General features: G+C 58.6%; 17 protein-coding genes and 5 pseudogenes. 14 read left to right on the forward strand and 8 right to left on the reverse strand.

Translation table 11 applies throughout. From position 1 onward, the window contains the following. Nucleotides 1-45 precede the first annotated feature (45 nt). Both EJ066_RS32570 and EJ066_RS13345 read left to right on the forward strand, forming a co-directional pair. Nucleotides 46-399, forward strand: coding sequence for a PLP-dependent transferase (locus EJ066_RS32570; protein WP_348629318.1), 354 nt, complete (start codon nucleotides 46-48; stop codon nucleotides 397-399). Then, nucleotides 365-1318: a PLP-dependent transferase gene (locus EJ066_RS13345; RefSeq protein ID WP_348629319.1), complete on the forward strand. Its 954-nt coding sequence runs from the start codon at nucleotides 365-367 to the stop codon at nucleotides 1316-1318. Before EJ066_RS32570 ends, EJ066_RS13345 begins: the two co-directional genes overlap by 35 nt. Nucleotides 1319-1799: 481 nt before the next feature. Here EJ066_RS13345 and EJ066_RS31940 read toward each other — a convergent pair whose 3' ends face one another. Further along, nucleotides 1800-2117, reverse strand: a complete 318-nt coding sequence (locus tag EJ066_RS31940; protein ID WP_245455143.1) for a hypothetical protein — start codon at nucleotides 2115-2117, stop codon at nucleotides 1800-1802. Here EJ066_RS31940 and EJ066_RS13365 point away from each other — a divergent pair. Then, nucleotides 2096-3019: a DMT family transporter gene (locus EJ066_RS13365; protein WP_126038463.1), complete on the forward strand. Its 924-nt coding sequence runs from the start codon at nucleotides 2096-2098 to the stop codon at nucleotides 3017-3019. The genes EJ066_RS31940 and EJ066_RS13365 overlap by 22 nt on opposite strands. 413 nt (nucleotides 3020-3432) lie before the next feature. After that, nucleotides 3433-3636, forward strand: a complete 204-nt coding sequence (locus EJ066_RS31945) for a hypothetical protein (RefSeq protein WP_245455144.1) — start codon at nucleotides 3433-3435, stop codon at nucleotides 3634-3636. A gap of 319 nt (nucleotides 3637-3955) precedes the next feature. On the opposite strand, the gene EJ066_RS13375 is transcribed toward EJ066_RS31945, so the two are convergent. From EJ066_RS13375 to EJ066_RS13385, 3 genes and pseudogenes are all read right to left on the reverse strand, one after another. Next, nucleotides 3956-4399, reverse strand: a complete 444-nt coding sequence (locus tag EJ066_RS13375; RefSeq protein ID WP_126038466.1) for a hypothetical protein — start codon at nucleotides 4397-4399, stop codon at nucleotides 3956-3958. A gap of 4 nt (nucleotides 4400-4403) precedes the next feature. Further along, nucleotides 4404-5534 (reverse strand): ImmA/IrrE family metallo-endopeptidase, encoded by a 1131-nt coding sequence (locus EJ066_RS13380; protein ID WP_189350289.1) that lies wholly within the window; start codon nucleotides 5532-5534, stop codon nucleotides 4404-4406. A 93-nt stretch (nucleotides 5535-5627) separates the two neighbouring features. After that, nucleotides 5628-5855: pseudogene (locus EJ066_RS13385) on the reverse strand (transposase domain-containing protein); the annotation flags it as partial. Nucleotides 5856-6339: 484 nt separating this feature from the next. Here EJ066_RS13385 and EJ066_RS13395 point away from each other — a divergent pair. Then, a complete protein-coding gene (locus EJ066_RS13395) occupies nucleotides 6340-8409 on the forward strand; it encodes a recombinase family protein (protein ID WP_126038092.1) in 2070 nt (689 codons plus the stop codon). Here the strand turns inward: EJ066_RS13395 and EJ066_RS13400 are convergent. The 3 genes and pseudogenes from EJ066_RS13400 to EJ066_RS13410 form a co-directional block, all read right to left on the reverse strand. Continuing rightward, nucleotides 8377-9747, reverse strand: a pseudogene (locus EJ066_RS13400) (IS66 family transposase); the annotation flags it as partial. The gene EJ066_RS13395 and the pseudogene EJ066_RS13400 overlap by 33 nt on opposite strands. A gap of 69 nt (nucleotides 9748-9816) precedes the next feature. Next, the gene (gene tnpB, locus EJ066_RS13405) at nucleotides 9817-10173 is read right to left on the reverse strand and encodes an IS66 family insertion sequence element accessory protein TnpB (RefSeq protein ID WP_027154943.1); all 357 of its coding nucleotides are present in this window, start codon (nucleotides 10171-10173) and stop codon (nucleotides 9817-9819) included. Next, nucleotides 10170-10550, reverse strand: coding sequence for a transposase (locus EJ066_RS13410; protein ID WP_189350287.1), 381 nt, complete (start codon nucleotides 10548-10550; stop codon nucleotides 10170-10172). Before EJ066_RS13410 ends, tnpB begins: the two co-directional genes overlap by 4 nt. 768 nt (nucleotides 10551-11318) lie before the next feature. Here EJ066_RS13410 and EJ066_RS31630 point away from each other — a divergent pair. The 6 genes and pseudogenes from EJ066_RS31630 (at nucleotide 11319) to EJ066_RS13430 (ending at nucleotide 14984) form a co-directional block, all read left to right on the forward strand. Continuing rightward, nucleotides 11319-11462 (forward strand): winged helix-turn-helix domain-containing protein, encoded by a 144-nt coding sequence (locus tag EJ066_RS31630; protein ID WP_245455145.1) that lies wholly within the window; start codon nucleotides 11319-11321, stop codon nucleotides 11460-11462. Continuing rightward, nucleotides 11443-11778 carry a hypothetical protein gene (locus EJ066_RS31635; RefSeq protein WP_210211059.1) on the forward strand — a complete coding sequence of 112 codons (336 nt, stop codon included), beginning with the start codon at nucleotides 11443-11445 and terminating at the stop codon, nucleotides 11776-11778. The genes EJ066_RS31630 and EJ066_RS31635 overlap by 20 nt, the downstream gene beginning before the upstream one ends. Nucleotides 11779-11807: 29 nt before the next feature. After that, nucleotides 11808-11960 (forward strand): annotated as a pseudogene (locus tag EJ066_RS31950) (restriction endonuclease); the annotation flags it as partial. A 94-nt stretch (nucleotides 11961-12054) separates the two neighbouring features. Then, nucleotides 12055-12785: pseudogene (locus EJ066_RS31645) on the forward strand (IS110 family transposase); the annotation flags it as partial. Between the two features lie 224 nt (nucleotides 12786-13009). Further along, nucleotides 13010-13280: pseudogene (locus tag EJ066_RS13425) on the forward strand (IS110 family transposase); the annotation flags it as partial. Nucleotides 13281-13766: 486 nt separating this feature from the next. Continuing rightward, a complete protein-coding gene (locus EJ066_RS13430; protein ID WP_189350285.1) occupies nucleotides 13767-14984 on the forward strand; it encodes a D-arabinono-1,4-lactone oxidase in 1218 nt (405 codons plus the stop codon). Here EJ066_RS13430 and EJ066_RS13435 read toward each other — a convergent pair. Next, a complete protein-coding gene (locus tag EJ066_RS13435) occupies nucleotides 14981-15808 on the reverse strand; it encodes a MurR/RpiR family transcriptional regulator (RefSeq protein WP_029354755.1) in 828 nt (275 codons plus the stop codon). The genes EJ066_RS13430 and EJ066_RS13435 overlap by 4 nt on opposite strands. Before the next feature lie 290 nt (nucleotides 15809-16098). Here EJ066_RS13435 and EJ066_RS13440 point away from each other — a divergent pair, with 290 nt between their 5' ends. The 3 genes from EJ066_RS13440 (at nucleotide 16099) to EJ066_RS13450 (ending at nucleotide 19308) form a co-directional block, all read left to right on the forward strand. Then, nucleotides 16099-17043, forward strand: coding sequence for a BadF/BadG/BcrA/BcrD ATPase family protein (locus tag EJ066_RS13440; RefSeq protein ID WP_126038480.1), 945 nt, complete (start codon nucleotides 16099-16101; stop codon nucleotides 17041-17043). After that, nucleotides 17040-18029, forward strand: a complete 990-nt coding sequence (locus EJ066_RS13445) for a glucosamine--fructose-6-phosphate aminotransferase (protein WP_126038484.1) — start codon at nucleotides 17040-17042, stop codon at nucleotides 18027-18029. The genes EJ066_RS13440 and EJ066_RS13445 overlap by 4 nt, the downstream gene beginning before the upstream one ends. Nucleotides 18030-18429: 400 nt before the next feature. After that, entirely contained in the window at nucleotides 18430-19308 is an 879-nt protein-coding gene (locus EJ066_RS13450; protein ID WP_126038487.1) for a sugar ABC transporter permease, read from the forward strand. Nucleotides 19309-19388 lie beyond the last annotated feature (80 nt).

The raw sequence follows: 19388 nt of genomic DNA on the forward strand, positions 1-19388 counted from the left end.
TTCAGCACGATGGCGCCAACGCCACACCTGCATCCGGAAACGGCAGTGTTGCATGGCGGCTATCGCTATGATCCGGCGACCCTTGCTACAACTGTACCGATCGATCTCTCGAATGCTTTTGCATTCGAATCAATTGATCACGCATCGGACGTCTTCGATCTCCGATGCGAGGGGCGCACCTATTCGCGGCTGATGAACCCGACAACGGATATTTTCGAGCAACGCGTTGCGGCTCTGGATGGTGGCGTCGCCGCCTTGGCAACCTCGTCGGGGCAAGCCGCAATTATGCTTTCAATCCTAAACATTCACCGTAGCCGGGAACAATATCGTAAGCTCCACGCACCTGTATGGTGGCACAATCAATTTGCTGGCCAGTACGTTTCAACGGCTCGGGATTGAAACCCGCTTCGTCGATCCAAGCGATCCCGAACGTTTCCGCGAAGCCTCAGATCGCCGAACGCGCTGTTGGTTCGGCGAAGCGCTTCCCAACCCCAAGCTCAGCCCTTTCCCGATCGTCGAGGTCGGGGCGATCGCGCAGGAACTCGGAATTCCGCTGATCATCGACAACACGCTGACCCCTCTTATCTCCCGCCCTCTCGAGCTTGGCGCGCACATTACCGTGCGCTCCACTTCCAAATATATCAGCGGCCACGGCACGACGATTGGCGGCATTACTGTGGATGGGGGCACCTTCGACTGGGCTGCCTATTCCGAACGCTTTTCGTTGATGTCACGTCCTGACATCTCGCACGGTAACATTCTTTGGCTCGATGCCGCGCGCAATCTGCCCGGCCCCTACGGAGCCAGCCCGTTTCTGCTCAAGATGCGCAATACGCTCATGCGCGATTTCGGTCCCTGCCCGTCGTCATTCGCATCTTTTCTCTGTATCCAAGGTCTGGAAACGTTACCTTTGCGAATGCCTCGACATTGCTCCAATGCCCGCCCGCTAGCCGAGTTTCTCATGGCGCATCCTGGCGTTCTCGACGTAACATATCCGACTTTTGGCGGGATTGTTGAACGGCATCGCGCCGAGCAGAACATGGGTGATCATGGTGGCCCGATGCTTGTGTTCGAGATCGCTGGCGGCATTGAGGCTGGGCGCCGTTTTATCGAGCGGTTGCGACTCGCCTATCACGTCTCAAATATTGGCGACGCGAGAACACTCGCCACGCATCCAGCCTCGACGACACATGCTTCGGTACCGCGCGAGGCGCGCCTTGCTGCCGGAGTTTGCGATGGAACAATCCGGATTTCTGTAGGACTTGAGCACATTGAGGATATCATCGCCGATATTGGGCAAGCTCTTGAGGGCACCTGATTGTGGCCTCGCTGATAAACAGCGGCCCCGCGTTGGTGTCATTTCCGACCGGCGGACAGAGGACGGCGTCGGTTATGAGACCGTACGCGTTCGTTATCTTGAAGCCCTGCGTACGACCGCAGGTGTCTTACCGCTAGTGATCCCGTGCGGACTGGTGGAAGGGGATTTGCGAGTCTGTTTGTCAGTCCTCAATGGCGTACTGCTGACCGGGGCGGAGTCGAACGTCTCGCCCTCATTTTACGGGGCCCAGAGGCTTTCCAAAGACGCTTGATCTTGACCGGGACAGGACAAGCTTTGCTGCGATCAAGATTGCATTATCATCGGGCATTCCCCTGTTCGGAATCTGCCGTGGGCTGCAAGAACTCAATGTCGCACTTGGTGCCAGCCTCTCAAGCAACATCTCGGAAGGTGAAGGTCGGATCACTCATGTGGAAGACCTCTCTCTCCCACGCGACCTTCAATACACCCCTTTCATGCAATTCTAGCCGAAGGCCACGGCCACATTGCCCAATGCATCCGCCGCTCGCAAAAAAATCCAGTCTTGGTTAATACCCTGCATCGGCAGGGGATCGCGCGTTTGGCGGATGGCCTTGCGGTTGATGCGCGATGCGTGGACGGCGTTATTGAAGCTATATCGGTAAAGGACACGGCAACTTTTGCTGCCGCCGTACAATGGCATCCTGAATGGTTTCACGTTGAGGATCTGCTCAGCGTCGAAATCTTTCGTGCATTCGGCGAGGCCTGCCGCTCGCATATGATAGAAACAAAGTGACCGCCATGAGAAATGCTTATTTTTCATCAATCCTTGGGGCCGGTTTCGCTCTCCTTGCAGCTCTGTCCAATGGAACCGTCGGCGTGCTTTCGCGGTCCGCTTTCAAGGAAGGCCTCGATCACACTGCAGTTGCATTTTGGCGTTGCGCCATTGCGTTTTCGCTGCTCTCGATCATCATCCTTTTAAGGTCTGGAGGTTTAGCCCGACTAGTCTCAGTGTTCACGGGATCGTGGAAGATCGCCGTCTGCTCCGCGCTTGGCATCTTCACACTTTACCATTTCGAAACCCAAGCTTTCACGTATGCACCGATCCCGCTTGTCGCGATCCTTGTTTTCGCTGGCGGCCTTGGTGCAATCGCGCTCGACATCCTCATCTTGAAGGAAACGGTAACTACGCGAAAGGCGTTCGCCATGACGATGGTCTTTCTTGGAGGCTACGTCGTGATTGCTGGGGACGGCCTGATGACCGGAAGCATTATCGGTGTCAGCCTCGCCCTTATCGCGGGTCTAGGCTACGCCAGCTTTATCTTCGCCTGGAAGTTCTTTAAGCTGCGCTCATCCCTAGAAACCTTCTGGTGGTGCCTGGCTTATGGCCTCGTTATGCTCGCTGTTCCCTATGCTTGGAGCGGAGCACCAATCCCGTCAGTGAATGCGCTGCCAAGCTTGCTATCACTGGGGGTTATCCCCTCGTTCTTTGGGTTCTACTGCACAATTCTCGCTCTTCAACATATCGAGGCATACAAGACGCAGGTCATCGAATCGAGCGAGCCGTTCTTTTCTGCGCTCTTAGCAGCCGCGCTCTTCGGCGAATGGCTGACAGGTCCAGGAATGTTTGCAGCATTAGCCATTATCGTCGGTGCGCTGATTACATCCATGCCAGAGCGCCGTGCCGTCTCTATGCAAGTACGCCCAATTGGCGAACAGGATTAGGGCAACGTGCTTATTGTCTTTTCCGAGGACTTATATGCTCATGAAAGCGCGGGCGGGCTATGGCGCGGACAGATGGTGCCCTGCTTCGACACACCAGAACGGCCGAAACGAATAATCGCTGGCCTTCGCAATGTGGGGTTCGAACGGATTCTAGCGCCGAAGCCGATTACGTCCAGCGCCCTGCAGACAGTTCACGATCCAGGTTTCATCCAGTTTTTAGAAGCAGCTTGGGATCGCTGGAGTGCGGAAGGAAGGCAGGGGATGCATTGCCTTCTGCTTGGGCCACTCGGACCTCCTGCCATCTTACTATGACGTGCAATCGTGCCGCTGCTGACCCCTTCGGCGGAGGAGCTCGCTGCGCTAACTACGGCGATCAACGAACTCGATACCGCTGGAATGAAGCTGAGGCAGGTATGGTCCGCCAACTCGAGCGTAAGGTCTGTGCGCTGATCCCACCCGAGGCCGGGACTAAAAGCGTGTCGCGATTAATCGGCCTCATATCCGGCCGCTTTGAAGAAGTTTCTGCATTCGGTTGGCTCGAACAGATGGCAGATATCGGCGAGAGCCTCGCAGACGGTAGTGGCTTGCCCATCGCGGTCTCCTTTCAACCGCAATGAATCACGAACTCAAATCAAAGGGAATCCTGAATCCCTTAAATCGCGACACGCTTTAAGAGATAGAGTATCATAGCATGCCCCTATCGCGTTTTTCAGATGGGCAGTCTAAAAAACTCCGAAGGCAGAGGTCACAGGTTCGAACCCTGTCGGGTGCGCCAAAGAAATCAGGGGTCCATTCTGGAGACATAGGTTACGGTTTATACCGGAGACATGGTGAAGTGCACCCATCTCTCGGGAAGGGCACAGTCGCTTAGATGGGTTTTCGAGCAAAGCTGCCACTTGGTCCCACACCAAGTTCCCGCACAGCGCCAAAATGCTGCTAGAAGCTGGTGACTTCCATGAAAGGGACTTTCAGGGCGGCACAGAGGCTTCTCATCGACGAGGAGTGGAGTCCGTTGTCGCCGGATACCAAATGGCATGGCGGCTTAGCGCCATTTTGCGCACAATGGACGAGCGCTATGACGGGGACCTTTTCGTTTGCGGCCGCGTTTAACCGATGCCCTGAGGTCATAAAGATTTCGTTGAGTGCGCAAGCGGCCACGTATACATCGGAATCGAGTTCGACAATTTCGATGTCCGACTCCGATATCTCATCGGCCAAGCTCTTGTCGAAGATACGAACCTGGTCGAAAACCTCTTTGGGTACCGCAATGCGTTCGACTTTCGCGCGTTGGAACAGAGCGGCTTTCAGGTTTCCGCCAGCTTCGCTAAAATAGAGGCATGCCTCTAGATCAAGCACAAAGTTGATGCCGCTATAGGCCATGCTGTTATGGCCCCAGCCGGTTAACACCGATGGCGGCGATCTGCTTTATCGTACTTGGCTTCAGATTGGTGAGCCGGTACGCATCGAACTGAGAGATTGCCTTCCTGTCGACGGCGGCGGTGAGCATGTTAGGCAGAAGATATCCGAACCTGGCAATCTGCGAGCTAATTCCACCGCCCCCGCTGTTTTCCTCACCTTCGTCTTCTTCTTCGATCATGGGGACTTCAGACGGCAGGGTCGCAGACCACGCAGCGTAAAAGCCTTTGCTCAAGCCCAAATCAGAGACGCGTAAGGCGCTCGCCTGCTTACTGGCGCCAAATCGTCTGGAAAGGAGATCAACGACGGCCCTGGCACCCCTTCCCGCGACGCTTTTATAGGCTTGGGAAAATTCCTCCGCAGGCATCATGACCGAGGCAGTCACCGAGTTGCAGAATCTTTCAACCTGGTTGTTGAGAATGGCGGGGTCTGAAACTCCCGTTTTGCCAAGGAGCACATGCACCACTTCATGCATCAGTGTGAACAGCTTGGTAGCGGGCCGCTGCCCGGTTGTATTCACGAAGATGATGGGAAAGTCACCGGTAGGAGAGTAACAAAACCCACGGAACGGGTCCGCTACCCTATCGCAGAGCACGATGATGCCTTTCCGCTCTAGCGATACACGCGTCTCCCTGAACGTTAGGGTAGGATCCACCGATCCATCGACGCGCTGGACGCGGACATAGAGCGATTTCAATAGCTTTCGCGCGGTCGACTGCTGATGGATGGTCACGCTATTTGTATTGGCGAACCTGGTGCAGTCTTCGAACGCTCGGTCCGCCAAGTAGGCGGCGATAGAACGAGCACGCGCGATTCGCGTTAGTCCTGCCGATGTAAGAACCGCTGGCCTATTATTGGCGGCGCGAAAATCAGGCATATTGGCGTCGATTTCTACGTCTTTGGCGAACAGGAACTGGACCGGTACAGCCAGAGCGGAGGCAAGTGAAAACGCCACTCGCTTGCTGACGTCGGTTGGGGTTGTTTCCATTTCAGTCAAGAAATCTGGTCGGATATTCGCCTCAATCGCGACCGCTTCAATTGACAATCGTCGCGCGCGGCGGATGCTTTCCACTGCCGAAGGTCGGGGGGTAAGTTTCAATGGCATCTCAGTCGCTCGCAACAGAGTGTTTTCGTCTGAATGAGTTTTCCGGACTGCTTCAACTAGCGTTCGGATTGAATGTAAGCGGTGTTCTTAGGCCACAGCCTTGAGCTGGAGCTTGTTGATGTAGACCCAAGGCAGGAGATCGTCGATCTGGCTGTTGGGGTGGCCGTTGACGATCCTGGTGAGGACATCGGCGAGATAGCCGAGCGGTTCGACACCATTGAGCTTGCAGGTTTCGATCAGCGAGGCGATGACTGCCCAGTGTTCGGCGCCGCCGTCAGAGCCTGCGAAGAGCGCGTTCTTGCGGTTGAGCGCCATCTCGGGGTCATTCTGCCCATGTTGGGCAGGAGGTCGAGGTCCATTACCGTTGGCACCCGTATTTCGGACGTCGGCTTCGCTGCGAGAACAGCGAAGAGCGCGCCGACGGCCGGATCATTCACCTCGTCGTCGCGCCCGGTCATGTCATTACCGCTCCGGCCTGGATGATCGATCCCGTGGCTTGCGCGGCGATGGACCTGGGCCCCCCGCGCGTATCGCTTGCCGCGCTGCTTGAGCTTAACAAGCTCTTGATCGAACGCCGTTTCCGGCGAGGCTCTCCGGATGGTTTCACCATCGCGGAGTCGCAACATGAGAACCCTGCCACCCCCGACACGATCTCTCGAGGTCGTTCGCCAACTCAGCTTGCCGCTCGACTCGCAGAAGCTGAACGGGCTGAGTTCAACGCAACGGACCATAGTGATCGCCCGGCTCGCCAACGTACTGAGGGCCGCCGCCGGCGTGGCAACGGAGGAGGAGAGCTGCGATGACGAGCGGTAATCTGATTCCGACTGCCGTCCTCAAGCGCAAGGCCGTCGTCTATGTGCGTCAATCCACTCAGGCGCAGGTCCAGCTCAACCTTGAGAGCCAGCGTCGGCAGTATGAGCTTGTCGACGTCGCGCGGCGTTGGGGATTCCGCAAAGTAGAGGTGATCGACGAGGATCTGGGACGAACCGCAAGCGGGGCTGTGGAGCGTCCCGGTTTCGAGCGCCTGGTCGACGATCTGTGCACCGGCCATGTGGGCGCCGTGCTTTGCCTGGAGGCGTCCCGCCTGTCGCGCAACGGGCCGGACTGGCATCGGCTGCTCGAGTTGTGCGGCGAAGTCGATGCACGCGTGATCGATCTGGACGGAGTCTACGATCCGGGATTGCCGAACGACCGCCTGCTGCTGGGTATGAAGGGCAGCATCAGCGAATTCGAGCTCGGCGTGCTGCGTGCCCGCATGTACGAGGCCGCCCGCGCCAAGGCACAGCGCGGAGAACTGCGCATCTCCGTGCCCTTCGGCTATGTCTGGCACCGCGATTACGGTCTCGGGTTCGATCCCGACATGCGCCTGCAGGAGACCATTCACCTGATATTCGCGCGCTTCCGCGAACTCGGCAGCGCGCGCCAGGTCCTGATCTCGATGATCGACGATGGCGTGCATTTCCCCAGACCCTCCGACGGCAAGAAGATGGTGTCCTTCGACTGGGTTCCGATCCGTTACCGCAACGTGATCTCGATCCTGAAGAACCCATTCTACGCCGGCGCCTATGTCTATGGTAAAAGCGAGAAGCGCACTGAGATCGTCGATGGCCGCGTTCGCAAGAGCTATGGCCATTACAAGCCGGCTAGCGAGTGGGCGGTGGTGCTCAAGGACCATCACGAAGGCTACATCGGATGGAGCGAGTACGAACGGAACCAGGAACTGCTCGCAGCCAACGCTTACGGCAAAGCCGGCGGCGTCAAGTCGGGCCGCGGCGGTCGCGCGCTGCTCCCGGGTCTTATCTCCTGTGGTCGATGCGGGCGAAGACTGGTTGTCATGTATGCCGGACGCGGCCAAGGTTATCCGGTATATCGCTGCGAGCGCGGCAACCTCATGATGGCACAGGCGCGATGCATGTCGTTCAACGGCTTTCGCACCGACGCGGCGGTGACCCGCGAAGCGCTGGAGGCGGTTGCGCCGATGGCGATCGAAGCGGCGTTGGAGGCTGAACGGATGCAGCTGGAGAGCGAAGCCAAGCGGCGGCAGATGATCGAGATGGACCTGCAGCAGGCGCGCTATGAGGCATCGCTCGCCGAGCGCCGCTATGCCGCTTGCGACCCGGAGAACCGGCTTATTGCGGCCCAGCTCGAGAGGAGTTGGGAAGCCACACTCAGGCGCGTGGAGACCTGCGAGGCCCAGCTGAGCGAAGTCCAGCGTGTGGAGCCTGTCGACGCGGTTCCGGACTTCACGGGCCTCGCCCAGGATCTCGAGGCCTCCTGGAATGCGCCGGGTGTCGACATGCGCTGTCGTCAGCAACTGCTGCGCGCGCTCATCAAGGATATCGTGGCGGATGTCGATGACGATGCGCGCGACGTGATCTTGACCATCCACTGGCACGGAGGCCAGCACTCGCAGGTACGGGTTCGCAAGCCCAAATCCGGAGAGCATGGCCAGCGTACGCCTGAGGAGGCTCTGGCGATCATGCGATCCATGGCAACCCGGTGGTCGGATGCCGAAATCGCTGCCACACTCAACCGCATGGGCATGCAGACCGGTCAGGGAAAGACCTGGACCGCGCGTCGCGTCCAATCGCTGCGCACGGTGCACAAGATCAGCGGCTATCGCTCTTCCGACAAGAATGGCGAGTGGCTCACCATGTCGGATGCGGCCGCGAAGCTCGGCGTGTCGCACGTCAAAATCCGCCGGTTCATCAGGGATGGCCTCTTGCCGGCCGAGCAAGTCATGCGCGGCGCGCCCTACCAGATCCGCGCCAGCGACCTCGAAGACGAACGGATCAAGGCCGATTTGGCGCGCAATACTCCGCGTCGCATCCACGACGACAACCAGGAATCGCTGTTTTCCGCCATTTGAAGATGAGGTGCATAATGAATCAGTCTTCGCGATCGGACGGATCGAGCGTTCGACGGTGTTGCTGTCGATCTCGATGCGGCCGTCGTCAAGGAAGCGCGAGAGGCCTTCCCAGCGCGAGAGCGTGTAGCGGATCGCCTCGGCGAGCTTTGTCTTCTGGCTGATCAGCCCGAGCTTTTCGCGAAGCCATGGTTCGAGTTCGACGACGATCGGGCGGCTCCTGTCCTGGCGCACGACACGGCGCTGCTCGGCCGATCGTCGACGGACGTCGTCTTCGACGCGATAGAGTTCCGCGATCCGTCTCAGCGCCTCGCTGGCGATTGGCGCGGGACCGGCCGCGGCGAGCTCGTAGAAGCGCCGGCGCACATGTGCCCAGCAGAAGGCGAGCGTCACGCCGCTCTTGTCGGCGAGCACGCGATAGCCGCCATAGCCGTCGACCTGCAGGATTCCGGTAAAGCCCACCAGATGAGCGATCGGACGCTCGGCCTTCCGATCCGGCGCATAGACATAGGCGACGCCCGGCGGGTCGCTCCCCTCCCAAGGTCGGTCATCGCGGGCATAGGCCCAGAGTTGACCTGTCTTGGTCTTGCCGCGGCCGGGATCGAGCACTGGCGCGGTCGTCTCGTCGGCGAAGAGTTTTGGCGAGGACTTCAGCTTGCCAAGCAGCCGCTCATGCACCGGACGCAGATGCCAGGCGGCGCGGCCGACCCAGTCGGCGAGCGTGGACCGGTCGAGATTGATGCCCTGCCGGGCATAGATCTGCGCCTGACGATAGAGCGGCAGGTGGTCAGCATATTTTGAGACCAGCACCTGGGCGACCGTCGCCTCGGTCGGCAGGCCGCCCTCGATCAGCCGGGCGGGCGCCGGAGCCTGAACCACTACATCCTCACAGGCGCGGCAGGCATATTTGGGCCGGCGCACGACGATCACGCGCAGCTGCGCCGGAACGATGTCGAGCCGCTCGCTCATGTCCTCGCCGATCCGATGCAAGCCATTGCGGCAGCACGGGCAGGCATGATCCTCGATGTCGACGACCATCTCCACGCGCGGCAGATGGGGTGGCAGCCCGCCGCGGTTCGCCCTGCGCTTGGCGACAGGCGCCTGACGTTCGCCAAGAGCGGTCTGTGCCTGCTCTTCGTCACCGGCGGCCTCGATCTGTTCGGCCTCTTCGAGCCCCAGCAGCAATTGATCCTCGGGGAGCGTCTCGGCACGCCGGCCGAAGCGATGACGCTGCAATTCCTTGATGATCTGAATCAGACGGGCATTCTCGACGTCGCGCGCCAGGACCATCGCCTTCAGCGCATCCGGATCGTCGGGAAGCTGGTCAGCCGTCATCGCCATGAGCGGATCAGACCATATTCGCCGACAGTCCGCGACAGCGGAATCCAGGCTGATTCACTTCGTCGCGGGTCAGCCCGCCTGGGCTGGAACGCGAGTCCGGCGCGCCTCGTGGACACGCCGCCAGTCGAGACCTTCGAGCAGCGCCGACAGTTGCGCGGCCGTCAGCCGCATCATGCCGTCATGCACTTTCGGCCAGCGGAACTCCCCATCCTCCAAACGCTTGGCATAGAGGCAAACCCCGGTGCCATCCCAGAAGATCAGCTTGATCCGGTCAGTCCGCTTGGCCCGAAAGACATAGACCGCCCCATTGAACGGGTCAGCGCCCATGGTCTCGCGCACAAGTGCGGCCAATCCCTCCGCACCCTTGCGGAAGTCCACCGGCTTCGTCGCCACCATGACCTTGACCGCACCCGTCGGCCCGATCACGACGTCGCCTTCAGCGCGCGGATCACTGCCGCCACCGTCTTGGTATCGGCGCCCCGGCCAACGCGCATCGAGATGCCGTCGATCTCAAGCTCGATCATGCCGGCACCTCGGGTGGCTTGCCGTTTCCGCTGCTTCGGTGAACGGCTGGCTACAGGTTCCGCCGCCGCCAAAACCGCCGGCACAAAGGCAGGAGAATCTTGCTGCACCGAAGTGGCCGGTTTGCACGCTTCGCGGCGCCAGGCGAAGACCTGCTGCGGCCTAAGGCCATACCGACGGGCTACCTCGGAAATGACTGCGTTCGGCTCCAGCGTCTCCGCGATGATCCGCGCCTTGTCATCCACCGACCAGTGACGCCGACCGCCGGCACCGTTGATCACCTCGAAACGCCGAAGCTGCCGCTCCGGGTCAAGCGTAAGGTCAAGTCCAGACACAAGCCGATCTCCGATCCCAATACAGGATCGGCAACCTCACAGATCGCGACCACTCCCGAAAGGTGGTCCGGAAACACCGCTTACTATTGAATTTGGCGCTGTCGATTTTTAGAGAGCTGGCAATCGTTCCTCGAGGACCGCTTGCACGCCAGATCGCGGCAATCGAAACGCTAATCGGATCAAGAAAGGTGAGAAACCCCTCATCAGCCGGCAGCCTTCGGGCACGTTTGGAATCGGCAAAGCGAGAGATCGTCATCAATGACGATAGTTTGGCCACTTGGGTAACATGCTGCGCGGCCGTCACATCCTTGTTCAGGCTAGCGGCCCTGTATTGGTCGTTCTACGCTGCGGTGGACCAGTCTTGCATGGGCGAGCCGCTCGCTCTCTTTACGACCATTGTGCATTTCGTTCCCCTCCCATTGGCTATTCTAATCCTCTACGCCAGAGCCCATTTTGTCTATAAAGACGTTTGGCAAAAGATCAATTTGCTTAAGCAATGCCCCCGACAGTCGGGGATATTCCCACGTGTCAGCGCTCGCCGCCTCAACTGCATTCCGTGTATTCGAGGGCTGAAAGCACGATGCCGATCCCTGGCTACCAATCGCTCATGCTCCCGGTTCTTGAGGTCGCTTCGAAGGACGAAACCTCCGCCCACTAGCCGAGGCCGAGATTGCTGCACGGTTTGGTCTCACCGCTGAAGAGCGTGAGCAGCTGTTGCCGAGCGGCAAGCAGCACGTGCTACACAACCGTATCCACTGGGCGAAATTCTACATGAGCAAAGCGGGACTGCTCGCCTCCCGCACGAGGGCGGTTCGTTGCCACCGAAGCAGGTCGGTCATTGCTCACCAGCGACCCTGACCGCATCGACGTGAAGCTGCTATTGAAACACCCAGAGTTTAGGAAGTTTTACAAGGGCAACGGGTCCGATGATAGTGCAGGGGAGACGCCATCCGACGTCGCGACGGAGGCGACGCCGGAAGAGCAGATCGAAAGTGCCTATCAGGCGGTACTAACCGCTTTGCGGGCAGACATTTTGGACAGGATAGGCCAAAACAGCCCGGCCTTCTTTGAGCGGCTCATTGTCGATCTACTTGTCGCCATGGGTTATGGCGGATCGCATAAGAACGCAGCCGCCCAGCTTGGCGCTCGGGCGACGGCGGGGTTGATGGCGTAATCAACGAGGATCGGCTCGGTCTCGATCGGGTGTATGTTCAAGCGAAGCGTTATGCTGTCGCAAACGCTATTGGGCGACCTGATGTTCAAGGATTCGTCGGCAGTCTGGTAGGGCTAGGAGCGACGAAGGGTGTTTTCGTGACCACCTCGACATTCAGCCCACATGCCCACGAATTCGTGAAGCACCTGTCTCAACGCGTCATTCTGCTCGATGGGCGCCAACTTGCCGACTTGATGTTCGAGCATGGCGTCGGAGTTCGTGTCCGTCGAGCCATTGAGCTACCGGACGCGCCTTTTGCTGACGCACCGGCGCAAACTGAAGGCCGAAGTTCCTCGACCTGGAGAACGCCATCCGCCACTCGCTGAAGTCGTTCGGCATCTGCCTTAGGCAAGGTCGGACGTGGCGCCTTCGAACGCGCGGTACGCCAGGCGGTGGCGGACAATCCGTTGTCGGCCGAGCTGATGGACGCCATGCTGACGGCGCGCGCGGCGCTGTGGCGACAGTACTGCCGGCTGCATGATCTCGTCGTGAGGATCGTCGCGCACAGCGAGCCGTGCCGGCGCTTCATGGCTATTCCCGACGTGGTCGGGTGACGGCGCTCTCCTTCATGACGGCGATCGACGATCCCACGCGCTTTCGCCGCTCGCGCGACGTCGCCGCTTACTTCGGGCTGACGTCGCGGCGCTGGCAGTCCGGTTCAACGATCGACATTCAGGGACGGATCTCCAAGGCCGGCGACGCGGACGTGCGGCGCGCGCTCTACGAGGCGGCGTCAGGACTGATGACGCGCTTCAAGGGCAGGGACAAGGTCAAGAGCTGGGGCCGGGACATCGCCAAACGCTCCTGCCACCGCAAGGCCTGCGTCGCGGTGGCGCGCAAGCTGGCGGTGATCATACACGCCATGTGGAGCGATGGACGTTTACGTCGGCGATGCGGCCGCGAGCGAGGCCGATGCCACGCGGCGCGCCCATGTCAAGGACCGCAAGCTGCTGGGAGCGCATCGATGAGCGGTGCGGCGGCAGATAAAACGCATGGCGCCGGCGCGCTGACGGACCCCATCTGAGCAAGGAGATCCGCTCCGGCGGATGAGCACCGATGCAAACCAGAAACAACTGAACCACGTTATCCTGCCTGCCGCCGCGCCGACAATGAGACAGCCGGACCGCGCTCGATTTCGATGCTCCGTCCGTCCGATGGAAGAGTGCGTCACGACGGTTCGAGCGCTGCGTTCATCCCCGGCGTCGGTCCGGTGACGGCGCTTTCGTTCATGAACGGCGATGGACGATCCCACGCGGTTCCGCCGCTCGCGCGACGTCGCGGCCTACTTCGGGCTGAGGTCGCGACGCCGGCAGTCGGGCACCTCGATCGACGTTCAGGGCCGCATCTCGAAGGCAGGCGACGTCGACGTGCGGCGCGCGCTCTATGAGGCGGCGTCTGATGATGCGCTTCAAGGGCAAGGACAAGGTCAAGAGCTGGGGCCAGGACTCGCCAAACGCTCCTGCACTGCAAGGCCGCCGGGCCAAGAGCCAGAACTGTCCAACAGGCTGATTGACGTGCACAAGACAGCATACGCGTCCTTCGGCGAAAGCCTCGCACGAAATACGTGGTGAGGCCCGACGCAACCGGCCGGTGCCAGTCGTCGGCTCTTGTGGGGTGAAGGCTCTGAAACGATAATTTTCCGTTCGCATCGACGGGAGAAGCAAGTGTGGACCACCAGCGGTCACCGCTGCCCCGCGCCAATGGTCGGTTTGCCGGGGCACCGAGTTATAATGGAGATAATCTTCTTTTGTATCTATGTCGATGATGATATCCGTCATGCCTGCCCAAAATGAGTCGGCGCTGGGCACAGCGTGACGACCCTATTCTGGCGGGCCGAGGCGGCTGCCCTAGCACCTAGCAGCGAGAAAACACACGCAAGGAGAACTCCATTGCCTTCTTCAGAGACCAGAGCGCAGACACTCGGCCCTAGCATGATTTGGCGGAACTGGGTGAGCAATCAGGTTTGTCGGGTGAAGCATTTTGAAATGCCAAGTTCGGACGATGACGTCTGCAGAACGATCAAGACAGCAGCTTCAACCAATCTGCGCGTCCGCGTAGTGGGTACGGGGCACTCTTATACGCCGATTGTCCCCACGGACGGAGTTCTAATCTCCGCGGAGCGTCTAACAGGGATCGAAAATATCGACCCAACCAACGGCAGCGTAACCCTCCGCGGCGGAACGCGGATTTGTGACGTTGGCCTTGAACTGCGTTCTGCTGGTTGGGCATTGCCCAACCAGGGCGATATCGATCTGCAGACGATGAGCGGGGCCGTATCGACGGGTACGCATGGCAGCGGCGATAGTTTGCAATGCTTAGCGGGCCCGATAATTGGAATGCGGATAGCGATGGGCGATGGATCCATCGCCAATTTCGATGCTTCGCAAGACATCGATGTCCTCAACGCTGCGAAAGTTTGTCTCGGAATGCTTGGCGTGGTGCTTTCCGTCACGATGAAGCTTGTTCCTGCTTTTGATCTTCATGACAAAATATGGCGTGAGGATTTTGAAGAATGCATGGATCATTTGGATCAGCTATGTCAGGAAAACCGGAGCCTCCGCGTGTTCTGGTGCCCGACCGAACACTCGGCATCGTTATACAGCCTGCCCGACACGTCTGGCATTGGTCGTACGCGCAGTAAAGCTGATGTCTGCGAAATCAGAACGCTGAACGTCACAACTCAGCCGTCAGCAGCTGTCGAAGCACAGGCCGGCGAGAGAATAGGGCCCAGCTATCGGATATTTCCGGGTTCAATTCCGATGCCGAACCATAACGAATGCGAATACTCGGTGCCCTACGAGGACGGTCCGGCGGTATTGCGTGAAATACGCAAGCTGATCCAGACGAAGCATCCGTCGCAGATATTCCCGGTTGAGTATAGAACCGTGGCGGCTGACGATATTTGGTTGAGTCCATACTTTGAGCGGAAGACCGCAATGATATCGGTGTCCGGCGCAGCAGGAGAGGACTACTGGGATTTCATCCGCGATTGCGAGACAATCTTTTCCTGGGTAAAAGGTCGTCCGCACTGGGGCAAACTTCACAGCCTGGGCCGGTCCGAGATCGAAGGCTTGTACCCAAGATACGGGGATTTTATTTCTCAAAGGGCTCGCTTCGACCCGGACGGTCGCTTCCTGAACGACTACCTGCGCGAACGTTTCAGCTAAAAGCTTTTATCTATGGTGGCTTCTGCGGTTCGCTGCATAGCCGCCTGGAACTTGCTGCCATCTTTAGCGATCATGTTGGCGAGGATGTCGATGATCAAATATTGTCCAGCGACCCTGGAGAATGCTCCTCGCGTGATGGGCGTGTCTGTTGAGGATGCTCCCAGTACAGCGTCCGCGTTGGCAGCGATCGGACTGCGTATATGACAGGTGATTGCGATGGTAAATGCGCCAGCCGCCTTGGCCGCCATAAGTGAGTTGATTGTATCCTTGCTCGAGCCAGATTCCGAAATTGCCAGTGCGACTTGCTTCGGCCCGAGATTCACTGCACTCATGACGGCGAGATGTGGGTCGTCCAGCACGCGCGACACCAGTCCGAATCGAACAAACAAGTAATGCGCGTATCGGGCCACATTCGCAGAGCCGCCGAACCCGTACAGATCTATGCTTTTTGCTCGTATGATCTGTTTTGCCGCCAATTCGAGAGCGGCGTGGTTCAACAGGTCCTTTGTCTGCTTGAGCGCGGTGATGGCCGTCGACAGCGTGTCGTCGATGACGTCACCAGACGGGCTGGCGTGTCTGATTGTCTGGTGAGTGGAGAGTTCGATCCCCAATGCCAGTTTGAAACGCTGGAAGCTCGAAAATTTGATGTCTCTACAGAACCTCAAGACGCTCGCTTCGCTCGATCCGGATCCGTCAGCAACCTCCGTGATAGTTTGGTTCACGACCTTCGCGGGATCGTTAAGGACGTACTCACTGATGCGAAGGAGCGCCGGACTGAGGCTGGGCTGAGACGAACGCAAGCGCGCCAAGATCTTTTCCTGCATTTACGATTCCCTTGATGTCGCCGAGCTCCAGCTCCCTAGGCTTGATTGACACGGGCAGTGAAAGCAATAGGAATTTTTCAGCAGATTGCCAAGCCGTGAACACTGTTTTCGTTAGAGCCCCCAGCCGCCTGCCAGCCTTTTTGCACGGCATTTGACCATCATCGCCGCGCGGGGAGAGAGTCGCGCATGATGAAAAAAACCATCTTCCGCAGACGAAAAGAAAGTGATATTCCTTCAGCAAGAGACTGGAACCGCGGCCGCTGGGCGCGAATGCGAACAGAGATGACGAGATGGGTTCTATATCGATTGGTGTCGACATCGGAGGCACCAAAACGCATTTGAGAAGCTGCCTGGAACAGGGCATGGGCCGCGACTTGGTGGTGAGGACCAGTGAATGGCGTTGTGGAGCCTATCACCACGATATTCCTGGACTAATCGCGCTAATCAGCGGATTTGCGGATGGCGCCGCTCCCAACGGCATCGCGATTGGCTCTCATGGATGTGATGATGAGGCCGAGTGTGCCATCGTGCAAAAACCACTTTCCAATCATTTTGCCTGCCCGTTGAGGGTCGTCAACGATGCAGAGCTATTTCCCCTAGCCATGGGGCTTTCCAGCGGAATTGGTGTCGTCGCGGGAACTGGCTCAATCGCCGTTGCTCGGGACCAGAAAGGCAGGATGCATGTCGCAGGCGGTTGGGGCTGGGCAATCGGAGACGAAGGGAGCGCTCCCGGTTTAGTACGTGAGGCTGGTCGAGCAGTGCGACGGCACATTGACCTCGGAGGGGCAAGGTCAGAGCCGCTTGTCGAAGCGCTTTGTGAGGCATTTGGACTGAATAGCCCCACGAACATCGGCACCGCTATCGCGAAGGAAGGCGGTGCCTCGGCTCTGGGGCGACACGCACCCGTTATCTTCTACGCAGCCAATGAAGGCTCGTCGTTGGCTAAGCGCGTTATTGACGAGGGCGCAGCGGCCCTGACCCAATTAGTTCACCACCTGAAGTTGGCGGGCGTGTCCGACAAAGACGTGGTGGCAGGCGGAGGGGTCATCCTCGCCCAGCCACTTTTGGCCAATGCGTTCTCCCATCAAATTTCCGATCGTTTCGGGGCGACAGTGGCGGTCACCTTCCTCGACAAGCCGCCGGTCTTAGGCGCCTGCGTCTTGGCGCGGCAACTTTGCAGTGCCGGGGATGGCCCAGAGACCTCAATTGTCTCTCAACATATAGATATCCAATGATTTACAGGTCAACGATCGCCCGTCAACCCAATCAGTTTCGCCATACCTTGGAAGTGGTCGGAACGCAGCTTCGCGACCTTGATCTCGCGCCATTTGAAAAGGGGACTGTCGTCGTTACAGGAATAGGCGCGAGTTACGAGGCAGCGGGGGTAGTGGCCGGTGAGCTGCAACGCCGCGGCAGACGAGCAAATACTTGGCGCGCAGTCGATCTCATGGAGCCGGGGGACCCTGGCGACGCGATCATAGTCTTTTCTGTCGGAGGAAGAAGCATCGAGCCAATCGCTGCACTCACCATCCACAGCACGTTACCATCCCTCGCGATTACAAGCGGAGGCAACGACCCGCTGTCACGCACCGCTTCGGCAGCACTTCGCTTCGAGTCCGGTCCGGATTCACTGCCGTCGAGCACCGGCTACACAGGCTCGCTGCTGGCAGGCGGGCTGCTGATAGATGCGCTCTGCGGTGAAGACAGCTTCAATTGGAACGACATTCCTCTGATAGCAAGCGAGGTCTTGGAAACCTCTGCGAAAAAGATGGCACGCATTGGAGAAATGTTTCATGACCAGCGGGCGATCGATTGCGTTGGCGCGATATCGGCTTTGGGTACGGCGGGCGAGGCTTGTTTGCTCATTCGCGAGGCTGCGAGGGTGCCCACCGGCGTCGCAGACACGCTGCACTACTTGCACGGCCCGATGGAATCGATGGATCAGGCAACCGGGATTTTGATATTTGGTGACGGCCGCGAAGTGCGATTGGCGCAGGAATTGGCTGAAATCGGCTGTGCAGTTCTTCTGGTAACCGCAAGCGAGTCGCCTCAGGACGCCAAAAACCTAGCAGTTGTGAAGGTGCCATCTTTGCAGAACCGTGTGGGACGATCAATCGTGGACATCCTGCCCGCTCAGCTGCTAGCCGCAGAACTGTCCGACGCGGCCGGACTTACTGATGCCCAGTTTCGTTATAGCCAAAATGACACAAAGGTGACGTGAATGAATCGGAGCCTCGGGTCTGAGCACGCGCGTCACGAGATGACACGTTCCGGGCATCCTTCTTGGCCCTGATCAAGACAGCAATGGCGAGCCAGTGGCAGTGATCCCGCTGTCTCGAGGCCGTTGACGGGCAAGAATGCGTCGTGCTTCGCCTGCCGATTGAATGCTACGCAGCATTCTGTTTCCAAAGGAGTATGAAACTTGGAAAGGTAACCCTACAATAAAACTATACACCTCGGAATTGTCTCGGCACTTCATCACGTCGACGGCCGCGAATAGCTCACCACGGGGAACACTGCATCGTGACGCCCTCTGCTTACTGAAGCTCGCTTTAGCATTGCTGACAGCAGCTTGGGGACCCATTCAGGGCGAGAATAAATAACTCCAGGACTAACGGACGATGGCATCTTCCCGGCCTAAAGTGTCTTCGGCGCTCATTACACCCGCGATCGGGTTCCTATGTCTCGCGACGCTCGTCCCGATTGCAGCTGTCGTTGCCCTCTCGTTCGGGGACTTCAACATAGCCTTCCCGGAAAAGACGCGCTTTATCGGGCTTTACAATTACGCGCGGTTCTTGTCCGACGGTCGGTTTATCAACGCCGCGCTGGTTACGTTCATTTTGGTCGTCGTCCCCGTCGTCCTCCAATTACTGTGTGGATTAGCGTTGGCAATAGCGCTTAAGGAAAAGCTCGTTGGCACACGGTGGATGCGAGCAGCTTTCCTGCTTCCGTCCGTAGTTCCGCCAGCGGTAGGCGGAATTGTGTGGAAGCTGTTCCTCATTCCTGGTGTCGGCGGCTTGTCTTATCTCGCAAGCTTGTTCGGTCACAATTTCGAAGCTGACTTACTTGGAAGCAAAACGTCAGCGCTGATCTCGGTGATCATCGTATCGATTTGGTTTGGCGTTCCCATCGTTGCTTTGCTGCTTCTCTCGTCTTTGGACTCGATCCCAGACGAGATTTATGAGGCGGCAAACCTCGACGGAGCAAGTTGGGCCCAGGCGCAATGGCATATTTCCATACCGCTTGTCTTACCTGCGATGGGAGCCGTCGCCGTGTTTCAAGCTTTAGAGGTCCTTGGGATTTTCCCCGTGATCTTCGTGTTGACAGGTGGCGGGCCGGCTGGGGCGACTGAACCCCTAAACTTCTACGCTTTTCTGACCGCATTTACATATCTCGATCTAGATTATTCCGCCGCAATTCTCGTGGCATTCACAACAACGATCGTCGGCGTGTGTTTTTGGTCTATTCGCCAAATCTCGGCCACTCGCGTTGGGAGGTAAACCCATGCATCGATACTTTGGACGTCACATCTCCGAATATCATCCACTCGCCAAATCTCGGCCCCTCGCGTTGGGAGGTG

Origin of the sequence: Mesorhizobium sp. M9A.F.Ca.ET.002.03.1.2 (assembly GCF_003952365.1) — a bacterium.
Taxonomy (GTDB): domain Bacteria; phylum Pseudomonadota; class Alphaproteobacteria; order Rhizobiales; family Rhizobiaceae; genus Mesorhizobium.

Coding starts and splice junctions, on each gene's coding strand:
- EJ066_RS13365 (WP_126038463.1), top strand. CDS start 2,096: ATGAGAAATGCTTATTTTTCATCAATCCTTGGGGCCGGTTTCGCTCTC.
- EJ066_RS31940 (WP_245455143.1), bottom strand. CDS start 2,117: ATGAAAAATAAGCATTTCTCATGGCGGTCACTTTGTTTCTATCATATG.
- EJ066_RS31945 (WP_245455144.1), top strand. CDS start 3,433: ATGGTCCGCCAACTCGAGCGTAAGGTCTGTGCGCTGATCCCACCCGAG.
- EJ066_RS13375 (WP_126038466.1), bottom strand. CDS start 4,399: ATGGCCTATAGCGGCATCAACTTTGTGCTTGATCTAGAGGCATGCCTC.
- EJ066_RS13395 (WP_126038092.1), top strand. CDS start 6,340: ATGACGAGCGGTAATCTGATTCCGACTGCCGTCCTCAAGCGCAAGGCC.
- EJ066_RS13435 (WP_029354755.1), bottom strand. CDS start 15,808: ATGCAGGAAAAGATCTTGGCGCGCTTGCGTTCGTCTCAGCCCAGCCTC.
- EJ066_RS13440 (WP_126038480.1), top strand. CDS start 16,099: ATGGGTTCTATATCGATTGGTGTCGACATCGGAGGCACCAAAACGCAT.
- EJ066_RS13445 (WP_126038484.1), top strand. CDS start 17,040: ATGATTTACAGGTCAACGATCGCCCGTCAACCCAATCAGTTTCGCCAT.
- EJ066_RS13450 (WP_126038487.1), top strand. CDS start 18,430: ATGGCATCTTCCCGGCCTAAAGTGTCTTCGGCGCTCATTACACCCGCG.